Source organism: Pseudonocardia sp. DSM 110487 (assembly GCF_019468565.1).
Lineage (GTDB): Bacteria > Actinomycetota > Actinomycetes > Mycobacteriales > Pseudonocardiaceae > Pseudonocardia.
This window is the reverse complement of record NZ_CP080521.1, coordinates 3,121,616-3,143,740: the sequence shown is the minus strand read 5'-3', so window position 1 is coordinate 3,143,740 and position 22,125 is coordinate 3,121,616. Positions and strand designations below refer to the sequence as shown.

Genomic DNA, 22,125 nt, shown 5'->3' with positions numbered 1-22,125 from the left:
GCGCGTCATCCCATCAGATCAGGTGTAGAGCTTGAACGGCGGGTGCGTGCCGTTGAGGAAGTGGTCGCCGACCTCGCGGCGCTTGTACGCCACCGGGTCGTGCAGGGTGTGGGTGCGGACGTTGCGCCAGAACCGGTCCAGTCCCACGGCATTGCTGGTGGCGCGGGCGCCGGTCACCTCGAAGATCGTGTTCGTGACGTCGAGCGCGACGTCGGTGGCCACCACCTTCAGGGCGGCGACGTGCTCGGCGAGCTCGCCGCGGGCGTCCCAGGTGAGCGCGTCGCCCGCGGCGTCGGCGCGGTCGAGGTGGTCGGCCACGGCGTCGGCGAGGGCTTCCACGGCCCGCGTCGCGGCGACGAGGCGGCCGTAGGTGGCGAGCACGTACGGGTCGGCGGTGGCGCTCGGGCTGTCCGACAGGATCCACGGGCGCGAGGTGCTGCGCGTGTAGTCGCGGGCGGTGGCGAGCGCCCCTTGCGCGACGCCGAGGTAGAACGCGCCGAACACGGCCTGGATCGCGGGCGTCACCAGCGAGGAGCGCGGGGTCGCCGCGTCGTGGCCGAGGCCGCCGAGCACCTGGTCGGGGCCGATGGCGACGTCGGTGAACGTGACGCTCCCGCTGGCCGAGAGCCGCTGGCCCAGGTTGTCCCAGTCGCCGCCCGGAACGAGGCCTGGCGCGTCTCGCGGCACGACCACGAGCAGGTGCTCGCCGTCAGCATCACCGGACACGACCGAGGCGTCCCCCACGGACACGCCGGTGGCGAAGTTCTTGCGCCCGGAGAGCCGGTAGCCCGCGCCGTCGGGCACGAGCACGAGGTCCGGGTCGGTCGGGTTGACGGCGTCGCCCCACATCCACTGCCCCGCCGCGGTCGGCGGGCCCCACCGCTCGATCCCGCCGACCCACCACAGGTTGGCGAGGTTGACGTAGTGGTAGCCGAGCAGCTGCGCGATCGAGCCGTCGGCGACCGCGATCTCCCGGACCACGCGCAACGCGGTGGTCCAGCCGAGGCCCGCGCCGCCGACGGTCGTGGGCAGCAGCAGGGCGGGGAGACCCGCGTCGCGCAGCAGCTGCGCCTCTGCGAGCGGCTCTGCGTTCGCCCGGTCGCGTTCGAGGGCGTCCTTGGCGAGGACGGCGGCGACGCCGCGGGCCGCGTCGACCGCCTGGTCGTGGGTGGTCATGTCCGATCTCCTCAGACCAGGCCGCTGCTTGGCGGCGGGACGTCGTTGAGCGCGTGGTTGCCGATGTGGTGGATCTTCATCCGGCGCGGGTCGTGCAAGGTGTGGGTGCGGGCGTTGCGCCAGTGGCGGTGCAAGTTGAGGTCGTTCGCGGTGGCCCGACTCCCGATGAGCGCGAACACGTCGCCGGCCACGCTGACGGCGGCCCGGTCCGTCTCGGCCCGCGCCGCAGCAACGGCGAGGGACGCCTCCGCCGCGGACTCGGCCGTCAGGTCCGCACGTGCGGCGTCGATCGCGTCGCCCGCCTCGTGCAGCAGGGCACCGGCGGTGCGCACCCGCAGGGCCAGTTCGCCGAACTCCTGGATGACCAGCGGGTCCTCAGCGGGGCGGGCCGCCGTGGACTCCGCGCCGGGGCGGGCGATGCGCCGGACGAGGTCCTTCGCGTCGCGCAGCGCCGCCCGGGCGATACCGAGGTCGATCCCGGCGTGCAGGTAGTTGCCGAACGCCCCGAAGACCTCGGGTCGCTCGAAGATCGTCCAGACCGGTACGACCCAGTCGGACGGGATCACGACCTGCTCGAACCGCACCGTCCCGCTGCCGGTGGTGCGCTGCCCCATCCCGTGCCAGTTGTCCTCGACCGTCACGCCGGGCGCGGCGGCCGGCACCCACGCCGCGACCTTCCGGCCGTCCGGATCGGTGGCGAAGATCGGGATCCACGGCGCGAACGGCGAACCGGTCGCGTAGTACTTGGTGCCGTCGATCAGCACGTCGCCGCCGGGGCACGGCTCGAACCGGATGGCGTACTCCCCTGGCGTGCGGGTGCCCCGCTCCGAGAGCGCGTTGCCGAAGTGCCGCCCGGCGAGCACCTCCGCGAAGAAGAAGTCCCGCTGGGCGGCGTTCGCGGCCTCGCGCAGCACCTGCACGAAGAAGAAGTGGTTCTGCGGGATCTGCCCGACGCTCGCGTCGCCCTCGGACAGGGTCGCGATCAGTTCGCCCATCGTGCGCGCCGAGACGTCGGCGCCGCCGTGCTCACGGGGCACGGTCACGCCGAGCAGGCCGGATGCGGCGAGCGCCGCGACCTCGGTGCGGGGCAGCCTGCGCTGGGCGTCCCGCTCACTGTCGCCGGTGGCGAGGTCGGCCGCGAAGTCGCGGGCGACGGCGAGCGCCTTGGCGTCGTCGGTGATCACAGGGATTGCGGTCGTGGTCACGAGGTCACCGCCTTCGCGGCGAAGCGGGCGCCGGGATGGTCCTCGCGCAGCCGCACCTGCCCCGGCCCGTACAGCTCCTCGCGCAGGGTGCGGCCCGCGTAGTGCTCGGGCAGCAGCCTGCGGCGGCGTAGCTCGGGCACGACAAGCTCCACGAGGTCGACGAACGTGCCCGGCGTGATCGCGTAGGCGAGGTTGAACCCGTCGACGTCGGCGACCTCGACCCAGCGCTCCATCTCGTCGGCGACGGTCTGCGGGCTCCCCACCACCACGACGCCCACGCCGCCGATGCCGACCCATTCGGCGATGTCGCGGGGCGTCCAGTCCCGGTCCGGGTCGACGGTGGTGAACGCCTCGACGGCGCTGCGCACGGCCTCGGTCTCGGCGTACCGCAGCGGCTGGTCGGGGTCCATCGTGGACAGGTCCAGCCCGCTCCAGCCGCCGTAGAGGGTGAGCGCGCCCTCCAGGCTCACGTGCCGCCGGTACTCCTCGTACTTGGCCTGCGCCTCCTCGTCCGACGGCGCGGTGATCACCGTCATCAGGGAGAAGAACTTGATCGAGCGCGGGTCGCGGCCCAGCTCGGCGGCCAGCGCCCGGGTGGCGGCGATCGAGCGGCCGAGGATCTCCGGGCGGGTGGCGGTGGTGAAGATGCCCTCGGCGTGCGCCGCGGCGAACCGGCGCCCCCGCGGCGAGGCTCCCGCCTGGAAGATCACCGGCGTACGCTGCGGAGACGGCTCGGTGAGCCCGATGCCCGGCACGTCGAAGTAGCGGCCGTGGTGGCCGATCGGGTGCACCTTCTCCGGGTCGGCGTAGACCCCGGCGGCCTTGTCCAGCCGCACGGCGTCGTCCTCCCAGGAGCCCTCCCACAGCTTGTAGACGACCTCCATGAACTCCTCGGCCACCTCGTAGCGCTCGTCGTGGGGCACCTGGTGCTCCAGGCCGAGGTTGCGCGCGGCCGACTCCAGGTAGGAGGTCACGACGTTCCAGGCGATGCGGCCCTGTGTGTAGTGGTCCAGCGTGGCGAACCGGCGGGCGAACGCATACGGCTTCTCGTAGGTCAGCGACACGGTCACGCCGAAGCCGAGGTGCTCGGTGACCGCGGCCATCGCAGGCACAGCCAGAGTCGGCTCGCCAACGGGCACCTGCGCGCCGTCGCGGATCGCGGTCTCCGGGCCGTCGCGGTAGACGTCGTAGATCCCGAGCACGTCGGCGATGAACAGGCTCGTGAACCCGCCGCGCTCCAGCAGCTGGGCGAGGTCGGTCCAGTACCGCAGGTCGCGGTAGCGGTGGGACTGGTCCTCGGGGTGACGCCACAGCCCGGGCGACTGGTGCCCCGCGCACGTCATGTCGAACGCGTTGAGGTGGATCCGGCGAGTCATCGGACTGCTCCCTGGGAGAGGCCGCCCACCAGCGCGCGCTGGGCGAGGACGGCGAGGACGTACACGGGCACGATCGCGACGAGCGACGCCGCGGCCTGCTGCCCGAACTGGACGGTGCGGTCGCCCTGGAAGAGCGAGAGGCCGACCGTCAGCGTCTGCGCCGACGGCGACTGGGCGAACGACACCGCGAAGAGGAACTCGTTGTAGGCGAGGAAGAAGCACACGAGCGACGCCGCCACCAGCCCCGGCACGATCAGCGGCAGCACGATCCGGCGCAGCCCGGCCGCGACGGACAGCCCGTCCACCCATGCCGCCTCCTCCACCTCGGCGGGCACCCGGCGGACGAACCCGTCGAGCAGCCACACCGCCACCGGCACGTTCGCCAGGCCGTTGACGAGCGCGAGCCCGACCACCGAGTTGGTCAGCCCGACGCCCTTGAGCAGGAAGTACAGCGGCAGCACCGCGACGACCGGCGGGGCGCAGTACGCCGCGAGCAGCACCGAGTACAGGCGCTTCCCGGATCGCCCCGCGCGAGCGGTGACGTACGCGGTGGGCACCGCGATCAGCGCCGTCAGCACGGTGGCGCCGATCGCCACCGTCCACGAGTTGGCGAGCATCTGCGCGAGCGGCACCGTCTGGAACGCGGCGGGCCAGTTGTCCCAGCGCACCCGCTCGGGCAGCCAGCCGCCGTTCTGCACGTCGTCGACGCCGCGGAGCGAGAGCGACACCAGGAACACCACCGGCGCGACGGCCAGCACCGCGGCCAGCGCGAGCACGCCCCTCGAGAACAGGCGCCTCATCGGTCTGCCCTGCGGGTGGCGAAACCCGCTGCGCCGAGCACCAGGCCGACGAGCAGGCCCAGCACGATCGTCTCGGCGGCGGCAGTACCCACTTCGAAGCTGCCGCGGAACGCGGTGCGGAACACCTCGAAGCTCGCGACGATCGTGGAGAGGCCCGGCCCGCCCGCGGTGACCACTGCGACCAGGTCGAACACCTTGAACGCGATCACCAGCTGCAGCACGGCCGCAGCGACGACCGTCGGCGCGACGACCGGCCCCACCACCGAGCGGAGGGTGCGCCACCAGCCCGCGCCGTCGAGCGCGGCGGCCTCCCACAGCTCGGCGGGCACCCCGAGCAACGCGGCGTAGACCAGGAGCAGCACCAGCGGCGCCCACTGCCAGGCATGGATCAGCACGAGCGTGACGAATGCCCCGGCCCCGGTGCCGAGCGGATTGAAGCCCGCGATGCCGAGTGCGTCCCACAAGCCGGTAAGCCCGCCGCCGACCGGAGCGAGCAGCAGCTTCCACGCCACGCCGACCGACACCGGCGGGGTGACCATCGGCAGCAGCAACACGGCGCCGAGCAGCCCGAACCGGCCCCCGCGGGCGTGCAGCGCGAGGGCGCCGACCACGCCGGCCAGCACCGCGAGCACGGTGGCCAGCAGGGCGAACAGCGCCGACCGCAGCAGGGATCCCGCGAACGCGACCGACTCGGCCGCTGCCACGAAGTTCTGGAAGCCGACGACCTCCCTCAGCGGGCGGGCCAGCGACGAGTCGGTGAAGGCGAGTGCGATGCCCGTCACCGCCGGGTAGGCGCCCGTGACCATCAGCGACCCGATCGCCGGCAGGGCGAGCCACTGCGGGACCCGCCTGCGCCCGCGAGCCTGCGGCGTGGGAGTCACCGCCGGGCGGGCCGCGGGCCGGACGGCCGTCACCGTCATGCGAGCGCCCGCTCCCAGCTCGCCTGCGCGTTCGCGAGGGACTGCTGGGGCGTCTGGGTGCCCGCGATGGCGAGCGCCAGCTGGTCGACGAGGTCCTGCAGCAGCCGCGGCGCGTCCTTGTCCTTCGGCCAGACCAGCGGGGAGCCCTCCAGGCCCGCCGTGATCACGGCGGTGGCCGGTGCGCTCACCTTGGCGTAGTCCGGGGATTCGAGCGTGCTGCGCCGGGCCGGGTCGATGCCCGAGCCCGTGGTGCTCGCGAGCAGCAGGTTCCGAGCGGGGTCGGTCGCCCATGTGATGAACGCGGCCGCCTTCGCGGGGTCGGCCGCGGCGGTGGAGACGCCGAGCCCGAAGCCCGCGTTGAGCGCGGTGCGGTGTTCGGTGTTGGAACCGCCGACCGGCAGCGGCACCACGCCCCACCTGTCGACGATCTTCGAGCTCGCCGGATCTTGGGCCTTCAGGCCCAGGTCGGTCCAGGTGTCGAGCATCGCAGCCTGGCCGGACAGGAACGCCGAGTTGGCCTGGTCGAAGCCGATCTGCAGCGGCGTCGGCAGCGCGTACGGGTTGACGTCGATGAGGTGCTGCAGCGCCGCCTGCGCCGCGTCGGAGGTCAGCGTCGGGCCACCGTCCGGGCCGACCAGCGCGCCGCCGTAGCCGGCGAGTCGGTTGATGAACGAGCAGCCCAGGATCATCGGCACCTGCTGGCCCTCGACCACCGCGCCGTAGACGGAGCCGCCGCTGCGCTCGGTGATCGTGCGCGCCGCGCCGTCGTACTCGTCCCATGTGGCGGGCGGCGCGAGGCCGTAGGTCTCGAAGACCGCGCGGTTGTAGTAGAGGACGTGCACGTCGCCGTCGAACGGCACCCCGTAGCGGCGGCCGTCGAGCAATGTGTAGGCGTCGTAGACCGACGGCAGGTAGTCCGAGGTGTCGGTGGCCGCGAGCTGGTCCGTCAGATCGACGAGCGCACCGGCGTCGACGAGCGCGCCGAGGCCGAAGTAGAAGTAGTCGAACACGTCGAACTGCCCGGCGCCGCCCTGCACGTCCAGGATTTGCTGGCTGGTGAGCTGGTCGTATGGCACGGCGGTGGTCTCGAGCTTTCCACCGAACTCGCGCTCGAATGCGGGGGCGAGCAGCTGCGTGAACGCCAGCACGTGCGGCTGGTTGACCATCGCGCGGATCGTGACGCCGGTCAGGTCGGCGGGCGCGCTTGCCGGCAGTGAGGTGGCCGTTCCCTCACCGCACGCGGCGAGGCCGAGACCGAGAGCACCCGCCCCGAGAGCGGAACGCAGCAGCAGGCGGCGGGACAGCAGGGGCGAGGGCATGCGGGACTCCGGGGACGAGCGGCGAATGGGGCGAGGCCGGGCGTCAGGCCGGACAGACCGCCGTACTCGTGCGGCAGAAGTCGACGTGGTGGCGGCGGACGAGCGGGGTGCGCATGCCGTCCTCCTCCACGTCGTGTCCCCAGATGCCGCCGGGAACGGTAGAGAAACCAGCCCGCACAATCAAAGCTCCGACGTTTTTGCGATGGACATCACGCCGAATTGTCGGGACAACCACTCACGCCGCCCAATCGCTGGGAACGAATTGTCCGGACGATTACCGCGCGTTTGCATTTCGGGCGCCGGCGTGCTGCGCTGGAAATGCTTTCTGTGCCCGTTCCCCGAGGAGAACTTCCCGTGTCCCTGACCGCCCACTGGTTCCTGCCCACCTACGGCGACGGCCGCCAGCTCGTCGGCGGCGGCCACGGCGTCGGCGTCGGCTCCGCAGGCGGTGTCCGCCCGGCGTCGATCGGCTACCTCACCCAGGTCGCGAGGGCGGCCGAGCAGGTGGGGTTCGAGGGCGCCCTCACGCCCACCGGCGCGTGGTGCGAGGACGCATGGCTCACCACGGCGATGCTGGTCGGCGAGACCGAGCGGCTGAAGTTCCTCGTCGCGTTCCGGCCGGGGTTCGTCTCCCCCACGCTCGCCGCGCAGATGGCCGCCACCTACCAGCGGCACTCCGAGGGACGGCTGCTGCTCAACGTCGTCACCGGCGGGGAGCCGTCGGAGCAGCGCGCGTACGGCGACTTCCTCGACAAGGACGCCCGCTACCGGCGTTCCGGGGAGTTCCTGCAGGTGGTGCGGGCGTTGTGGCGTGGGGAGAAGGTCGACCTGCAGGGCGAGCACGTGCAGGTCGAGGGCGCCCACCTGGACCGGCTGCCCGACCCGGTGCCGCCGCTCTACTTCGGTGGCTCCTCGCCGGCCGCCCTGCAGGTGGCGGCCGAGCACATCGACGTCTACCTCACCTGGGGCGAGCCGCCCGCCCAGGTGGCCGAGAAGATCGCGGCCGTCCGCGCGCTCGCCGCCGCGCGGGGCCGCAGCGTCCGGTTCGGTATCCGGCTGCACGTGATCACCCGCGACACCTCCGAGCAGGCGTGGGCCCACGCCGAGTCGCTGTTGGCGGCGATCGACCCGGCCACGATCGAGAAGGTGCAGGCCGGGCTCGCGCGGAGCGAGTCAGAAGGGCAGCGGCGCATGCGCGCGCTGCACGGCGGCTCGACGGCGAGCCTCGAGGTGTCGCCGAACCTGTGGGCCGGGGTCGGGCTCGTGCGCGGCGGCGCGGGCACCGCACTCGTCGGCAGCCACAGCGAGGTGGCCGACCGCATCGCCGAGTACCACGCCCTGGGCATCGACGAGTTCGTGCTCTCCGGCCACCCGCACCTCGAGGAGGCGTGGTGGGTGGGCGAGGGCGTGTTGCCGATCCTGCAGCGGCGAGGCCTCTGGCAGCCGCCCGGCGGAGCGGACCTCGTGCCCGCGCCGTCGCGGACCGTTCCCTTCGCGGCCGCCGCACAGTGAGCGCTCTCGTCGAGGAGCGCGCTCCCGTCACGGGAACGCGGACCGTCCTCACCGCGAGCCTCATCGGCACCACCGTCGAGTGGTACGACTTCTTCCTCTACGCCACGGCCGCGAGCCTGGTGTTCCCGAAGCTGTTCTTCCCGGTCGGCAACGAGGTCGTGGGCACGCTGCTGGCGTTCGGGACGTTCGCGGTCGGGTTCGTGGCCCGGCCCATCGGCGGGATCCTGTTCGGGCACGTCGGCGACCGGATCGGCCGCAAGCGCACCCTCGTCGCCACGATGCTGCTGATGGGTGCGGCCACCGCCCTGATCGGCCTCCTGCCCTCGTACGCGACGATCGGCGTCGCGGCCCCCGTGCTGCTGGTCGTGCTGCGGGTGTTGCAGGGCCTCGCCGTCGGGGGCGAATGGGGCGGCGCGGTACTGCTCGCCGTCGAGAACGCGCCGCCCGGCAAGCGCGCCCGCTACGGCAGCGTCCCGCAGATCGGGCTCGGGCTCGGCCTCGCGCTCGGCACGGGCGCGTTCGCGCTGCTCGGCGAGGTGCTCGACGACGAGACGTTCCTGGCGATCGGCTGGCGGGTCGCGTTCGTGCTGAGCGTGGTGCTGGTCGCCGTCGGGCTGCTGGTGCGGCTGCGGATCATGGAGACGCCGGAGTTCCAGCGGCTGCGCGAGAGCGGCGCCACCGCGAAGGTGCCCGTCGTCCAGGTCTTCCGCACCCGGGCCCACCGTCGCGGCATCGCCGCCGGGATGCTCGCGCGCTGGGCGGAGGGCGCGGCCTTCAACACATGGGGCGTCTTCGCCATCACCTACGCCACCGCCACCGTCGGCATGGACCGGGTGGTCGTCCTGCTCGCCGTCACCGCGGGCGCGCTGCTGATGGCCGCCGTCGCCCCCGTCGCAGGCGTGCTCGCCGACCGCTACGGGCGCAGGCTCGTGTTCGGCACTGGCGCCGCCGGGTTCGGGATCACGGTGATCCCGTCGTTCCTCGCGATGCAGACAGGCTCGGAGCCGCTCGTCGTCGCGGTCCTGCTCCTGCAGCTCGGGCTCTGGTACGGCCTGATGACCGGCGCCGAGTCCACACTCTTCGCCGAGCTGTTCGACACCGACGTCCGCTACACCGGCATGTCGCTGGTGTTCCAGGGATCCGGTATCTGGGCCTCCGGCCTCACCCCGATGGTGCTGACCGCCCTACTGGCCGCGGGCGGCGGGAGCCCGTGGTGGGCGGCCGGCTACCTGGCGGTCACGGCCGTGATCAGCTTCGCCGCGGTCGCGGCCATGCCGCGCTGGATCGGCTGGCGGCCCGCCTGGACGAGGGGCACCCGCTGGTGAGAGGTCGTGAGTGGATACGCGTGCCGGAGCGCGCGTATCCACTCACGACCCTCAGACGACCAGCACGATCTTCCCGGTCAGGCCGCCCGCCTCGCCCAGCTGGTGCGCCTCAGCGGCCCGTTCCAGCGGCAGGACGTGCGCGACGTGTGGCCGCAGGCGGCCCTCGGCGACCAGTGCCGTGACCGCGGCGAGCGCCGCACGGTCCGGCTCGACGAGCATGAACCCGGCGCGCAGGCCGCGGGCGGCGGCCACGGGTGCCCACCTGTCGTCGGCCGGCAACAGCGACACGAGCACCCCACCGGGCCGCAGCACGTCGAGCGAGCGCTCCCCGTACGCCCCGCCAACCGGATCGACGACCACGTCGACCGGACCGGCTGCCCGGACGAAGTCGACCGCGCGGTAGTCGATCACCTCGTCGGCGCCGAGACCGCGCACGAACTCGTGCTTGCCCGCACTCGCCGTCGCAACCACCTCCGCACCGAGGGCCTTCGCGACCTGCACCGCGAGGTGGCCGACCCCGCCCGCCGCGGCGTGCACGAGCACCCGCTGCCCTGGACGCACCCCGGCGGTGTCGACGAGCGCCTGCCACGCCGTCAGCCCGGCGAGCGGCAGGGCGGCCGCGTGCACGTGGTCCAGCCCGGGCGGTGCCGCGACGAACTGCCGCGCCGGCGCCACCACGTACTCGGCGTAGCCGCCCGCCTGGCGCGGGAAGTGCGGCATGCCGAGCACCAGGTCGCCAGGGCGGTGCACCGTGACGCCCAGCCCGACCTCCTCCACGACACCGGCGACGTCGTGGCCCAGCACGGGCGGATCGCCCCACAAGCCGAGGCCACCGGTCGCGCGCGACACCCAGTCGGTCGGGTTGACGCCTGCGGCATGCACCCGCACCAGCACCTCTGTCGGCGCCGGATCGGGTCGAGGCACCTCTGCCGGCTCCAACTGCTCGGGCCCGCCCCAGGCGCGCACCACCACGGCCCGCATCGTGTCTCCCACCTCGTCACCTCCGACCGCGGGTCGGACGCCCGCGGTGCAGGAAGCCTCTGCGGCGGCAGCACCCGGGCACAGTGGCCAGAAAGCCACGTAGTGGCAGGATCTGGCCATGCACCGGGTGGCGGTTCTCGCACTGGACGGCGTCATCCCCTTCGAGCTGGGGATCCCCGCGCGGATCTTCGGCGCCGCCACCGACGCTGCGGGCCTGCCCCTCTACGACGTCGTGACGTGCGCGCCCGGCGGGGAGCTCGTCACGACGGCGGACGACTTCCACCTCGGGGTCCGGCACGGGCTGGAGGCGTTGCGCAGCGCGGACACGGTGATCGTGCCGCCGTCCCGCGTCCCGGCCGGCGAGGTGGACGAGCGCGTGCCGGGCGCGCTGCGGGAGCTGCCCGCGACCACCCGCGTCGCGTCGATCTGCACCGGCGCATTCGTACTCGCCGCGGCCGGACTGCTCGACGGGCGGCGGGCCACCACCCACTGGCGGGAGTCCGGCGCGCTGCAGCGCGAGTTCCCGCAGGTCCGAGTCGACGCGGACGTTCTGTTCGTCGACGAGGGCGCGGTGCTGACGTCCGCGGGCGTCGCGGCCGGGGTCGACCTCTGCCTGCACATGGTGCGCCGCGACCACGGTTCCGCGGTGGCGAACCGGGTGGCGCGCAGCTGCGTCGTGCCGCCGTGGCGGGACGGCGGGCAGGCCCAGTACGTCGAGCGCCCGGTGCCCGCGGCGGCGGACACCTCCACCGCGGGCAGCCGGGAGTGGGCGCTCGCGCACCTGGACCGCCCGATCACGCTCGCCGAGCTCGCCGCGAAGTCCGGGATGAGCGTGCGGACGTTCTCCCGCCGCTTCCGCGCGGAGGTCGGGCTGACGCCGGTGCAGTGGCTGGTCCAGCAGCGCGTCGACCGCGCCCGGCGGATGCTCGAGGCAGGCGACGAGTCGGTGGAGCGCATCGCCGCCCGGGCCGGGTTCGCGACGGCCGCCTCGATGCGGATGCACTTCCGCCTCGTCGTCGGCGTCACCCCGGCGAGCTACCGCCGCACGTTCCGGGGCGAACTGGTCCGGTAGCGACCCGGTGTCGTGCCCATGATCGCGGTGAAGGCCGCGATGAAGCTGCTGGGGTTCGCCCATCCGCACGCGTGTGCGACGTGGGTGATGTCGTGGTCGTCGGCGAGCAGGACGAGCGCGTGGAAGATGCGCAGCTGGCTGCGCCACTCGTAGAAGGTCATGCCGAGCTCGTCGTGGAACAGGCGGCTGAGTGTGCGGGCGCCGGCGCCGATCGCCCGGCCGAGCCCGGCCAGCGAGGTGGTGTCCGCGGGGTTCTCGTACAGGTGCTCCGCGATCGCCTGCAACCGGTCGTCGCGCGGCTCCGGCAGGTGCAGGGGCTGCTCGTGCGCTTCGTGGAGCTCGTCGACGAGGACCCGGCGGAGGCGGGCCCGCGCGGCCCGGTCGTACCCGCGCTCGTGGTTGCGGGGGCCGGTGAGGGTGAGCAGGGCCTCGCGAACGAGGCCGGACGCGGTGAACACCGCGGGGTGACCGGGCACGAGCCGGGCCAGGGACGCCGGCAGGAACTCGATCCGCATGTCGGTCTCACCGTGGGCACAGTGGTGGTGCGTGCACCCGGCGGGGATCCACGCGAGCCGGTTGGCGGGGACGATCGACGTGCCACGCTCCGTGTGGATCGAGAGGACGCCACGGGCCGCGTACACCAGGTGTTCCCGTGCGTGCGAGTGCACGGAGCTCGTCTCCCCCGACGACCAGAGATGCGCTCCCCCGGTCGGCCAGAGCCGCGACCGGGCGGATTGGCGGCCAACGGGCACAAGGTGGCAGCCTACCGGTGGTCGGCCACCCCTCAGCGTGACGACAGTGCAGGCATGAGCACGACGATGCGCGCCGCGGTGTGTGTCCGGGCGGGTGGCCCGGAAGTCTTGGAGATCCGTGAGCGGCCGGTACCGGCCGCCCGGGACGGCTGGAGCCTGGTGCGGGTGAAGGGCGCGGGTCTGAACCGGTCGGAGCTGCGGACCCGTCAGGGCCACTCCCCGAACGTCACGTTCCCGCGTGTGCTCGGGATCGAATGCGCGAGCGTGCACGCGATCTGGCCCGATGGCCCGGACCGCGTTCTGGATCTCGTCGGCGCGAGCACGGCGGTGGACTCGCTGCGCCTCGTGCGTCGCGGCGGGAGGGTGTGCGTGGCAGGTTCGCTCAGTGGGTGGCTGATCCCGGACTTCGAGCCCATCGCGATGATCCCGTCCGGGACCATGCTCACCGCCTTCCACAGCGACACCCTCAAGGGCAACGCGGGCGCGCCCGTGTTGCAGCGGGTCGTCAACCAGGTCGAGGCCGGCGTCTACCGACCGAACGTCGACCGTGTCTTCGGCCTGAACGACATCGCCGCGGCCCACCGGTACATGGAGGACAACCAGGCCACCGGCAAGGTCGTCGTGCTGTCCTAGGTCGTGAGTGGATACGCGTGCTACAGCGCGCATACCCGCTCACGACCAGGTGTGGCGAGTCAGATCTGCGGCGTGATCGCCTGGAGCGCCGCGGACGCCCTGACCGCCGCCGCCAGGTCGGCCAGCGCCGCGCCGTGCGCCGCGGCGAGCTCGGCGCTCTGGTCGGTGAGGGTGGTGCGGTCGACGTAGCCGCCGTGATCGAGGTACAGGCCCGGGGAGAGCAGCTGCACCGCGAAGAAGCCCGCGAGCACGTCGCGCAGGTCACCGAGGGCGAGGTAGTGGTGGCCACTCGCCCCGGTGAGCACGGTGGCTGCGACCTTGCCCTGCAGCGGGGCCGTGGACTCGCCCCACTTGCCGCGCTCGGTGCGCTCCAGGAGGTCCTTGAGCAGGGCGCTGTAGGTGGCCCGGTAGACCGGGCTACCGAACACCACCGCGTCGGCATCGGTGAACGCGGCGATCACCGATGCGGCGCCCGCCTCAGACAGCTCCACGAGCGACGTCGCCGCGCCTGCCTTCTCCGCGCCGGCCAGCACCCCGGCGACGGCCGTTGCCGTGCGCCCGCCAGGCTCCGGCCCGGCGACCACACCCAGCACGCGTGTCAATGGTCCTCCTCGAAGTGTGCGGCGAGACCGTAGCGGCCCCGGTGGTAGAGCAGCGGGGTGCGGGCGGCGTCGGCGCCGAGGCCGCGCACCCGCCCGACGGCGATCGTGTGGTCGCCGCCGTCGTACTCCCGCCACAGCGTGCAGCCGATCCACGCGCATGCCCCGTCCAGCACCGGCGCGCCCTCCGGGCCGGGCGACCAGTCCACCCCGGCGAACTTGTCCGCACCCGAGCGGGCGAACCCGGCGGACAGGTCCTGCTGGTCGGCGGAGAGCACGTTGACGCAGAACGCGCCGGCCGCGCGGATCCGCGGCCACGTCGACGACGTGCGGGCAGGCGAGAAACTGATCAGCGCCGGATCGAGGGACAGCGACGCGAAGGACTGGCAGGTGAAGCCGAGCGGCCCGTCGCCGTCGGGGCCGGCCGCCGTGACCACGACGATGCCGGACGCGAAGTGCCCCATGACCTCCCGCATCGTTGCGGGCTCGACCGCGACGGTCACGCCGAGAGGTCGGGCCGCGGCGGGGTGCGCTCCCCCGCCTCCACCGCCACCGCCAACCGGTTCTCCGCCGGTGGTAGCGGGCAGGTGGCGTAGGCGGTGAACGCGCAGGGCAGGTTGACGGTGCGGTTGAAGTCGATCGTGACGCGACCGTCGGCGTCCGGGTCCGGGAGCGCCACCGAGCGCCCGCCGCCGTACGTGCTGGTGCCGGACGTCGCGTCGCGGAAGTGCAGGGACAGGCCGCCGGTCTTGCCCGGGAAGGCGACGAGCTCGTGCTCGGACCCGCCGAGGGCGAACCGGACCACGCCGACGGCGGTCGGGAAGTGCTGCAGCCCGTCCACCACGGCGCCGACGGTGAGGCGGCGCGGCTCGGGGTAGGCCTCGAACCGGCCCTCGACCGCCCAGCGCTCGTCCACGTCGAACGCGGGCGCCCCCGTGAACGCGGTGCGGGTGATCGCCCGCGGGTCACGCACGCGCAGGGCGTAGTCGTCGGTGCGGCGGATCACCTCGACGCGTCGGTCCCCGATCTCGACGAGCACGCCCGGCTGCCCGTCGACGGGCTCCAGCCGGACGGCGCCGGTGACGGGCGTGCCGTCGAGAGCGGCCTCCCCGTCGGCGGTGAGCTCGACGCCGCCGTCGCCGGTGACGCGCCAGGTGCCGGGGAGGTCGTCGAAGGCGCGGGCCGTGCCGTCGAGCCAGTGCAGCGCGGTGAGGCTGAGCCAGCCGTGCGGGGTACGCAGCTGCTCCTCGCGGTCGCGGTGCCAGGTCTCCCAGTCCTGCTGGAGCGGGGACTCGATGGTGGTGGTCATGCGGACTCCTTGCGGGTCAGCGGTGCGTGCGGGTGGCTGAGGCCGAGGTGGTCGCGGAGCGTGGGGCCGGAGTACTCGGTGCGGTAGCTGCCGAGGTCCTGCAGTTCGGGAACGACATCGGCGACGAACCGGTCCAGGCCGCCGGGCGTCAGGTGCGGTACCAGGATGAATCCGTCGCAGGCATCCCGCTGCACGAACTCGTCCATCTGTGCGGCGACCGTCCGGGCCGAGCCGATGAACGACTGCCGCCCCGTCTTCTCGATCACGACCTCGCGGATCGAGAGGCCGCCGTGCGCGTCGGCGTAGTCGCGCCACTCCTGCGCGACGGCCCGCGGGTCGCGCGCGTGCCGCACCCGGCCGCGGGTGATGTCGACGTTGTCGACGTCGGGCTCCACGTCGGGCAGCGGGCCGTCCGGGTCGTACTCCGTCAGCTCGCGGCCCCACACCTGCTCAAGGAACGCGATCGCGGTCTGCGGGGAGACCTGCTGGTGCCGGATCCGGGTCGCCTCGGCCTGCGCTTCCTCGTCGGTGTCGCCGAGCACGAACGTGACGCCAGGCAGCACCTTGAGGTCGTTCGCGCTGCGACCGTGCTGCGGGAGCCGGGCCTTGACGTCTGCGTAGAACGCCTGCCCTGCTTCGAGCGTGCCGTGCAACGTGAAGATCGCGTCGGCGGTGGCGGCCGCGAAGTCTCGTCCCTGCGCGGAGTCGCCCGCCTGGATGAGCACCGGGTGGCCTTGTGGCAGCGGCGGCGAGAGGGGGAGCCGGCCGCGCACGTCGAACTGCGGGCCGTTGTGCTCGATCTCGGCGCCGTTCGAGTCCCAGAGGGCGCGGGTCACGGCGACGACCTCCGCCGCCCGCTCGTACCGCTGTTCGCGCGGCAAGAACCCGCCCCGCCGGAAGTTCTCCCCGGTGAACGCGTCGGAGGTGGTGACCATGTTCCACCCCGCGCGCCCCGCGGACAGGTGGTCGAGCGATGCGAACTGCACGGCCAGCTCGTACGGCTCGTTGTAGGTGGTGTTGATCGTGCCGGCCAGCCCGATCCGGGAGGTGACGGCGGCGAGCGCGTTCAGCACCGTGAAGGTGTCCGGCCTGCCCACGACGTCGAGGTCGTGGATGCGGCCGCGGTGCTCGCGCAGCCGCAGCCCCTCGGCGAGGAACACGAAGTCCATCAGCCCGCGCTCGGCGTTCTGGGCGAAGTGCACGAACGAGGCGAAGTCGGTCTGGCTGCCGGAGCGGGGGTCGCTCCAGACGGTCGTGTTGTTGACGCCCGGGAAGTGGGCGCCGAGGTGGATCTGCTTCTTCACGAGGTCGCTCCAGCGAAGTGGTTGGCCGGCCTGCGCAGCCCGAACCGGGAACGCAGCGAGCCGCCCGCCGACCCGGTACGCAGCAGCCCGCGCCCGGCGAGCAGCGGCACCACCTGGTCGGCCACGACGTCGAGGTCGGCCGGCAGCACGAGCGGCACCAGCGTCACGCCGTCGGCTGCTCGGGTCCGCACGGCGGTGCCGATGAGATCGGCCAGGTCGGTGGGCGGGCCGAGCACGCGCACCGACGACGCCGGCAGCTCGGCCCCGGCGAGCCGGTCCAGCTCGGTGAGGTCGCGACGGGCCCGGTCGCGGTCGGCGCCCATGTGCACCTCGACGTCGAGCAGCACGGTGATGTCATCGGGGTCCCGGCCGGCATCCGCAACGGCCGACCGGATCCGGTCGCGGGCGTCGGCGGCGGCCGGCAGGTCCGGCGCCGAGATCCGCACGACGTCCGCCCAGCGCGCGGCCACCGGGATCGCCTCCTCCTCGTCGGCCCGCAACACGACGAGCGGGTGGCCCTGCGGCGGCCGGGGTGTGATCGAGGGTCCCTTGACGGAGAAGAACTCGCCCTGGAAGTCGACGTAATGGAGCTTGTCGCGGTCGATGTAGCGGCCGGTGGCGACGTCGCGGATCACCGCGTCGTCCTCCCACGAGTCCCACAGCCGGACGACCACCTCGATGGCGTCGGCGGCCTCGCGCCACAGCACGTCGGCGGGCGCGGCGGGCTTGCGGCCGAACAGGTCGGCCTCGACCTGCGTGCGGGAGACGGCGGGCTCCCATCCCGCGCGGCCGGAGGACACCATGTCGAGCGTCGCGATCGCCTTGGAGACGTGGAACGGCTCGGTGTGCGTGACGGTCGCGGTGGGTGCCAGTCCGATCCCCGGCACCACCGGCGCGATCCGCGCGGCGAGCGACACGGCGTCGAGCAGCGGCCCGCCGTCGGGATGGAACGTGTGCGGGATCAGCGCGAGGTCGAGGCCACGGCGGGCGGCAGTGCGCGCCAGCCCGGCGTGGTGGACCGCCGACAGCAGCACCGCCGGGTCGAGCCTGGCCCAGCGCGCGGCGGCCGGGTGGTGGCCTGCCGCGCTCAGCTCGACGGCGAGGTGCATCCGCGCCTCGGTAAAGGGACTCATCGGATGACGCTCGCTTTCGGCTTGTTCGATTCCTTCGAGGTGAAACCCACCCGTTCACCCGCGTGTTCCGCCCATGCGGCGGCGAGCAACTCCGTACTGCGCACGCGATCGGCGTGGTCGGTGGTGATCGTGGTGACCAGCAGCTCGTCGGCGCCGGTCACCCGCGCGAGCGTGGCGAGCTTCCGGGCGACGGCGTCCGGCGACCCGACGAACTGGGTGTCGACCCGGTCGGCGACGATCGCGCGCTCGGCCGGCGTCCACTCCCGGGCACTGGCCTGCTCCGGGGTGACGTAGGGCCGGGCGCCGACGCCGGTGCGGATGTCGAGCACCCACTGCGCGTACGGGGCGGCCAGCTCGTCGGCCCGCTGCTGGGTCTCCGCCACGACCACGTCCGCCGACACCACGACGTGCGGCGCCGCGCGCCGGCCCGACGGCCGGAACGCGCGGCGGTAGGCGTCGACGGTCTCCAGCACCGAGCTCGGGGAGGTGTGGTAGCTCGCCGCGAACGGCAGGCCGCGCGCGCCCGCGACCTGCGCGCTCTCGCCCGGGCTCGAGCCGAGGATCCAGACGTCGAGGTCGGCTCCCTCCGCCGCCGGGACCGTGATCGGCTGCCCGTCCGGGCGGTGGGCGGCGCCGGAGAGGAAGTCGAGGATCGCGCCGACCTGGGTGTCGTAGTCCGGGGTCGGGTCGTCCTCGCGGATCCCGAGCAGCCACGCGAGGTGGACGTAGGTCGAGAGGTCGCCGCGGAACCGGGCGGGCGGCGGGATCAGGAGCCCGTCCACCACCCGGGAGGGCGGCACGGGCGGCGGCTCGGCGTCCGGCTGTGGAGCCGTGCCGGCCAGCCGGAGGATCTTGTGGATGTCGAACCGGCCGAGGCCCATGTCGACCCGGCCGGGATGCAGCGCCGCGACGGTGCCGAACTGCTCGGCCGCCTGCAGCGGCGACGTCACCGGCAGCTGCACCGCGCCGGAGCCGACCCGGATCCGGGACGTGGCCGCGGCGATCAGCGCCACCAGCACCGGCGTGGACGACGACGCCACCCCGGACGCGAGGTGGTGCTCGGCCACCCAGTACCGCCGGTAGCCCGCCCGCTCGGCGACCCGGGCGAGGTCGACCGAGTTGCGCAGCGCGTCGGCCGCGGTGCCGCCGGCCGGGACCGGGGACAGATCGAGGATCGACAGGGGGATCGTCATGACGCCACCCCGACTGTCGAGTCCGCGGGCCGCGCGTCGTCCGGGTCGCGGGGTACGGCCCCGGCCAGTGCCCGGCTCGGCACGGCGGCCCGCAGCGCCGGGGCCACCTCGGCCTGGAACGTCTCCAGCATCGCCCGCTGCCGCCGCGGGGTGAGCCCGTCACCGTCGAGGTGCAGGTGCAGCACCTCGTGGCCGAACACAGCCTGGTAGCGCAGCACCTTGTCGACGATCTGCGCCGCGCTGCCGACGAGCGCGGACGAACGCTCCACGAAGTCCTCGACGTCGCCGAACACGGTCGGCAGCCCGAACCGCTCGGCCACGGCGAGCCGCGCCGCGTAGACGGGCCGGAACTCCTCGATCGCCTGCTGCGACGTCGGGGCGAGGTGGAACGCCGCCGTGCCGGCGCCGACGAGCGCGTCGACCGGGTCGTGGCCGTGCGCCGCCCAGCGCTCGCGGTAGTACGCGATCAGCTCGGCGTAGGGCTCGATGGGGTTGGTGACGTTGGCCGAGAACAGCGGGTCGCCGTAGCGCGCGGCAACCTCCACCGACTCCTTGCTGGTCGCGCTGCCGTGCCAGACCCGGATCGGGTGCTGGCGGGGCGGCGGCCACGTCTCGGCGTCGACGAGCGGCGGGCGGAACCGGCCGGTCCACGTCGTGCGCTCCTCGCGCCACAGCCTGCGGAACAGCTCGTAGCCCTCGGCGTTGCGGTCCCACTGGTCGTCGGTGGTCACGTTGAACAGCTGGGCCTGCGCCGCGCCGTTGCCCTTGCCGATGATCAGTTCGAGGCGGCCGTCGGCGAGCTGGTCGAGGGTGGCGTAGTCCTCGTAGGCGCGCACCGGATCGAGCAGCGACAGCGTGGTGACGCCGGTGAACAGCGTGATTCGCGACGTGCGCGCTGCGATGTGGGACAGCACCACCGGCGGCGCCGACGACAGGAACGGCCGCTCGTGCCGCTCCCCCACCGCGTAGCCGTCGAACCCCAGCTCCTCGGCGAGCACCGCATTGTCGACCACCCGGTGCAGGCGGGCGTTCGGCGTCGGAGTGCGGCCGGTGACCGGGTCCGGCCCGTTGGTGATCAGGGTGAGGACGAGGATCTTCATGCCGTTTCCTCCAACCGGCGTCCCGCGATCGCGGCGAGCAGCTCGCGCGTGTACTCGTGCTGCGGGTCGGCGAAGAGCCGCTCGGTGGGTGCGAGCTCGAGCAGCTTCCCGGCGCGCAGCACGCCCACGCGGTGCGCGATCCGGCGCACCACGGCGAGGTCGTGGGAGATGAACAGGTAGGTGAGTCCCGCGTCGACCTGCAGTTCCGCGAGCAGGTCCAGCACCTGCGCCGACACGCTGACGTCGAGGGCGGACACCGGCTCGTCGCACACCACGAGGTCGGGTGAGAGGGCCAGCGCACGCGCGATCGCCACCCGCTGGCGCTGCCCGCCCGAGAGCTCAGCGGGCCGCCGGTCGAGCACCGACTCCGGCAGCGCGACCCGATCCAGCAGCTCGGCGGCCCGCGCCCGGCGCGACCGGCCGTCCCCCACCCGGAACGCACGCAGCGGCTCGGCGATCACCTCGGCAATCGAGAAGCGGGGGTCGAGGGAGGCGTACGGGTTCTGGTAGATCAACTGCGCACGCCGCCGCAGCTCCCGCCACGCCCGCCCGCGCACGCGGGTGATGTCGGTGCCGTCGAACTCCACGGTGCCGGACGTGGGGTCGGCGAGCCGCAGCACCAGCCGGGCGGTGGTCGACTTGCCCGAACCCGACTCGCCGACCAGCGCCAGCGTCTCCCCGCGAGCGATCGAGAAGCTCACCCCGTCGACGGCCCGGATCCGCCCCCGCCCCAGCGGGAACTCCTTGACCAGGTCCCGCACCTCCACCACCGGCGAGTCCGACGGCGCGACACGGCGAGTCGGCCGTTCGATCCGCCGCAGCCCCGGCGCGCTCTCCAGCAACCGCCGCGTGTACGGATCCCGCGGCGCGGCCAGCACCTCCCGCGCAGGCCCCTCCTCCACCACCCGCCCTGCCTGCATCACGACGAGCCGGTCGGCGCGGTCGGCCGCAACGCCCAGGTCGTGGGTGATCAGCAGTACGGCCGTGCCGGACGCGCGGACCAGCTCGTCGAGGCGGTCGAGGATGTGCCGCTGCACGGTGGCGTCGAGGGCACTGGTGGGCTCGTCGGCCACGAGCAGCTGCGGGCGTGCAGCAATCGCGATCGCGATGAGCACGCGCTGGCGCATCCCGCCCGACAGCTCGTGCGGGTACTGCCGGGCGCGCGCCGCGGCATCGGGCAGCCCGGCCTCGGCGAGCAGCTCGACGGCCCGGGCCGGGGCACCTCGGCGATCGGCCAGGCCGTGCACGGTCAGCGCCTCGGCGACCTGCGCGCCGACCCGCTGCACGGGGTTGAGCGCGACGCCAGGGTCCTGCCGCACGAGGCCGATCCGCCGGCCGCGCACCGTGCGCCATGCCCGGTCGGACATCCCGGTGAGCTCCTGTTCCGCGAGCGTGATCCGGCCGGTGTCGATCCGGCCCGTCCCCGGGAGCAGCCCGGCGACGGCGTGCGCGAGCGTCGACTTCCCCGAGCCGGACTCGCCGACGACGGCGACGACCTCGCCCGGCGCGACGGTCAGCGAGACGCCCCGCACGGCCGAGACCGTTGCGTAGGAGACGCGCAGGTCTTCGACCTCCAGCAGTGGCGCGGTCACCGGGCGCCGTCCAGCGCGCGGGAGATCCGGTTCACGGCCAGGACGGCGGCCGCGATCGCGGCGCCCGGCACCGCGCACAGCCACCAGGCCACCGCCATGTAGTTGCGGCCCTCGGCCACCAGCGAACCCCACTCGGGCGCCGGTGGCGGCGCGCCGTAGCCGAGGAAGGACAGCGACGACACCGCGAGGATCGCGAGCCCGAACTCCAGCACGGCGAGCACCAGCACCGGCCCGGCCGCGTTCGGCAGCACGTGCCGCAGCAGCGTGACGTGCCAGCGGGTGCCGACCGAGCGCGCCGCCTCGACGTAGACGGACTGCCGCACGCGCAACGTCTCCGCGCGCATCACCCGGGCGAAGCTCGCCACGCTCGCGATGCCCACGGCGATCGCCACCTTCACCGTGCCGTACCCGAGTGCCGTGATCAGCGCGAGCGACAGCAGCACCGCTGGGACCGCGAGCAGCACGTCGACGCCGCGCATGAGCACCTCGTCGAGCCAGCCGCGGACGAACCCGGCGAGCACGCCCACCAGCCCGCCGACGACGAGCGCGACCGACACCGCGATCAGCGTGGCCTGCAGCGAGAGCGCCGCGCCGTGGACGACGCGGGTGTAGACGTCGCGGCCGAGGTAGTCGGTGCCGAACACGTGCGCCGCGCCGGGCGGCTGCAGGCGTTCCGCGGGCACGCCGACGGCCGGGTCGCCCGGCGCCAGTACGTGCGGCGCGAACGCCGCGAGCAGAACCAGCGCTACATAGGCCAACGAGACGACGAGCCCCGGCCTGCGCAGCAGGAACCGGACGCGGCCCTCCCGGCGCGGCGGCGCCTC

21 protein-coding genes are annotated in these 22,125 nt (G+C 73.6%); 4 read left to right on the top strand and 17 right to left on the bottom strand.

Annotated elements, in window-relative coordinates:
- Window positions 1–18: 18 nt before the first annotated feature.
- From K1T35_RS14560 to K1T35_RS14535, 6 genes are read right to left on the bottom strand one after another with little or no spacing between them, the layout of a single operon-like run.
- A complete protein-coding gene (locus K1T35_RS14560) occupies window positions 19–1,176 on the bottom strand; it encodes an acyl-CoA dehydrogenase family protein (protein ID WP_220260691.1) in 1,158 nt (385 codons plus the stop codon).
- Window positions 1,177–1,187: 11 nt separating this feature from the next.
- Complete coding sequence (locus tag K1T35_RS14555; RefSeq protein ID WP_220260690.1) at window positions 1,188–2,381, bottom strand: SfnB family sulfur acquisition oxidoreductase; 1,194 nt, start codon at window positions 2,379–2,381, stop codon at window positions 1,188–1,190.
- A complete protein-coding gene (locus K1T35_RS14550) occupies window positions 2,378–3,757 on the bottom strand; it encodes an LLM class flavin-dependent oxidoreductase (RefSeq protein ID WP_220260689.1) in 1,380 nt (459 codons plus the stop codon). Before K1T35_RS14550 ends, K1T35_RS14555 begins: the two co-directional genes overlap by 4 nt.
- On the bottom strand, window positions 3,754–4,557 hold the full coding sequence (locus K1T35_RS14545; RefSeq protein WP_220260688.1) for a carbohydrate ABC transporter permease: 804 nt from the start codon (window positions 4,555–4,557) through the stop codon (window positions 3,754–3,756). The genes K1T35_RS14550 and K1T35_RS14545 overlap by 4 nt, the downstream gene beginning before the upstream one ends.
- Entirely contained in the window at window positions 4,554–5,477 is a 924-nt protein-coding gene (locus tag K1T35_RS14540; RefSeq protein ID WP_220260687.1) for a carbohydrate ABC transporter permease, read from the bottom strand. Before K1T35_RS14540 ends, K1T35_RS14545 begins: the two co-directional genes overlap by 4 nt.
- Window positions 5,474–6,796, bottom strand: coding sequence for a sugar ABC transporter substrate-binding protein (locus K1T35_RS14535; RefSeq protein WP_220260686.1), 1,323 nt, complete (start codon window positions 6,794–6,796; stop codon window positions 5,474–5,476). Before K1T35_RS14535 ends, K1T35_RS14540 begins: the two co-directional genes overlap by 4 nt.
- Window positions 6,797–7,150: 354 nt before the next feature.
- Between K1T35_RS14535 and K1T35_RS14530 the strand changes: the two genes are divergently transcribed.
- On the top strand, window positions 7,151–8,308 hold the full coding sequence (locus K1T35_RS14530) for an LLM class flavin-dependent oxidoreductase (RefSeq protein ID WP_220260685.1): 1,158 nt from the start codon (window positions 7,151–7,153) through the stop codon (window positions 8,306–8,308).
- Window positions 8,305–9,633: an MFS transporter gene (locus K1T35_RS14525; protein WP_220260684.1), complete on the top strand. Its 1,329-nt coding sequence runs from the start codon at window positions 8,305–8,307 to the stop codon at window positions 9,631–9,633. The genes K1T35_RS14530 and K1T35_RS14525 overlap by 4 nt, the downstream gene beginning before the upstream one ends.
- Before the next feature lie 51 nt (window positions 9,634–9,684).
- Here K1T35_RS14525 and K1T35_RS14520 read toward each other — a convergent pair whose 3' ends face one another.
- Window positions 9,685–10,614, bottom strand: a complete 930-nt coding sequence (locus K1T35_RS14520; protein WP_220262606.1) for an NADP-dependent oxidoreductase — start codon at window positions 10,612–10,614, stop codon at window positions 9,685–9,687.
- A 118-nt stretch (window positions 10,615–10,732) separates the two neighbouring features.
- Here K1T35_RS14520 and K1T35_RS14515 point away from each other — a divergent pair, with 118 nt between their 5' ends.
- Entirely contained in the window at window positions 10,733–11,686 is a 954-nt protein-coding gene (locus K1T35_RS14515; RefSeq protein WP_220260683.1) for a GlxA family transcriptional regulator, read from the top strand.
- Here K1T35_RS14515 and K1T35_RS14510 read toward each other — a convergent pair.
- Window positions 11,650–12,354 carry a helix-turn-helix domain-containing protein gene (locus K1T35_RS14510; protein WP_220260682.1) on the bottom strand — a complete coding sequence of 235 codons (705 nt, stop codon included), beginning with the start codon at window positions 12,352–12,354 and terminating at the stop codon, window positions 11,650–11,652. The genes K1T35_RS14515 and K1T35_RS14510 overlap by 37 nt on opposite strands.
- Window positions 12,355–12,492: 138 nt before the next feature.
- Between K1T35_RS14510 and K1T35_RS14505 the strand changes: the two genes are divergently transcribed.
- Entirely contained in the window at window positions 12,493–13,071 is a 579-nt protein-coding gene (locus tag K1T35_RS14505) for a zinc-binding dehydrogenase (RefSeq protein ID WP_220260681.1), read from the top strand.
- Between the two features lie 59 nt (window positions 13,072–13,130).
- Here the strand turns inward: K1T35_RS14505 and K1T35_RS14500 are convergent, their stop codons facing one another.
- The 9 genes from K1T35_RS14500 to K1T35_RS14460 are packed head-to-tail and all read right to left on the bottom strand — an operon-like array spanning window position 13,131 to window position 22,089.
- On the bottom strand, window positions 13,131–13,664 hold the full coding sequence (locus K1T35_RS14500; RefSeq protein WP_255622589.1) for an NAD(P)H-dependent oxidoreductase: 534 nt from the start codon (window positions 13,662–13,664) through the stop codon (window positions 13,131–13,133).
- Window positions 13,665–13,669: 5 nt separating this feature from the next.
- A complete protein-coding gene (locus K1T35_RS14495; RefSeq protein WP_255621889.1) occupies window positions 13,670–14,173 on the bottom strand; it encodes a flavin reductase family protein in 504 nt (167 codons plus the stop codon).
- Entirely contained in the window at window positions 14,170–14,979 is an 810-nt protein-coding gene (locus tag K1T35_RS14490) for a DUF1684 domain-containing protein (RefSeq protein ID WP_220260679.1), read from the bottom strand. The genes K1T35_RS14495 and K1T35_RS14490 overlap by 4 nt, the downstream gene beginning before the upstream one ends.
- Window positions 14,976–16,283 carry an LLM class flavin-dependent oxidoreductase gene (locus K1T35_RS14485; protein WP_220260678.1) on the bottom strand — a complete coding sequence of 436 codons (1,308 nt, stop codon included), beginning with the start codon at window positions 16,281–16,283 and terminating at the stop codon, window positions 14,976–14,978. The genes K1T35_RS14490 and K1T35_RS14485 overlap by 4 nt, the downstream gene beginning before the upstream one ends.
- Entirely contained in the window at window positions 16,280–17,416 is a 1,137-nt protein-coding gene (locus K1T35_RS14480) for an LLM class flavin-dependent oxidoreductase (RefSeq protein WP_220260677.1), read from the bottom strand. Before K1T35_RS14480 ends, K1T35_RS14485 begins: the two co-directional genes overlap by 4 nt.
- Complete coding sequence (locus tag K1T35_RS14475) at window positions 17,413–18,609, bottom strand: LLM class flavin-dependent oxidoreductase (RefSeq protein ID WP_220260676.1); 1,197 nt, start codon at window positions 18,607–18,609, stop codon at window positions 17,413–17,415. Before K1T35_RS14475 ends, K1T35_RS14480 begins: the two co-directional genes overlap by 4 nt.
- Window positions 18,606–19,709: an LLM class flavin-dependent oxidoreductase gene (locus K1T35_RS14470; protein ID WP_220260675.1), complete on the bottom strand. Its 1,104-nt coding sequence runs from the start codon at window positions 19,707–19,709 to the stop codon at window positions 18,606–18,608. Before K1T35_RS14470 ends, K1T35_RS14475 begins: the two co-directional genes overlap by 4 nt.
- Window positions 19,706–21,301: an ABC transporter ATP-binding protein gene (locus K1T35_RS14465; RefSeq protein WP_255621888.1), complete on the bottom strand. Its 1,596-nt coding sequence runs from the start codon at window positions 21,299–21,301 to the stop codon at window positions 19,706–19,708. The genes K1T35_RS14470 and K1T35_RS14465 overlap by 4 nt, the downstream gene beginning before the upstream one ends.
- Window positions 21,298–22,089: an ABC transporter permease gene (locus K1T35_RS14460; protein ID WP_370645507.1), complete on the bottom strand. Its 792-nt coding sequence runs from the start codon at window positions 22,087–22,089 to the stop codon at window positions 21,298–21,300. The genes K1T35_RS14465 and K1T35_RS14460 overlap by 4 nt, the downstream gene beginning before the upstream one ends.
- Window positions 22,090–22,125: the final 36 nt, after the last annotated feature.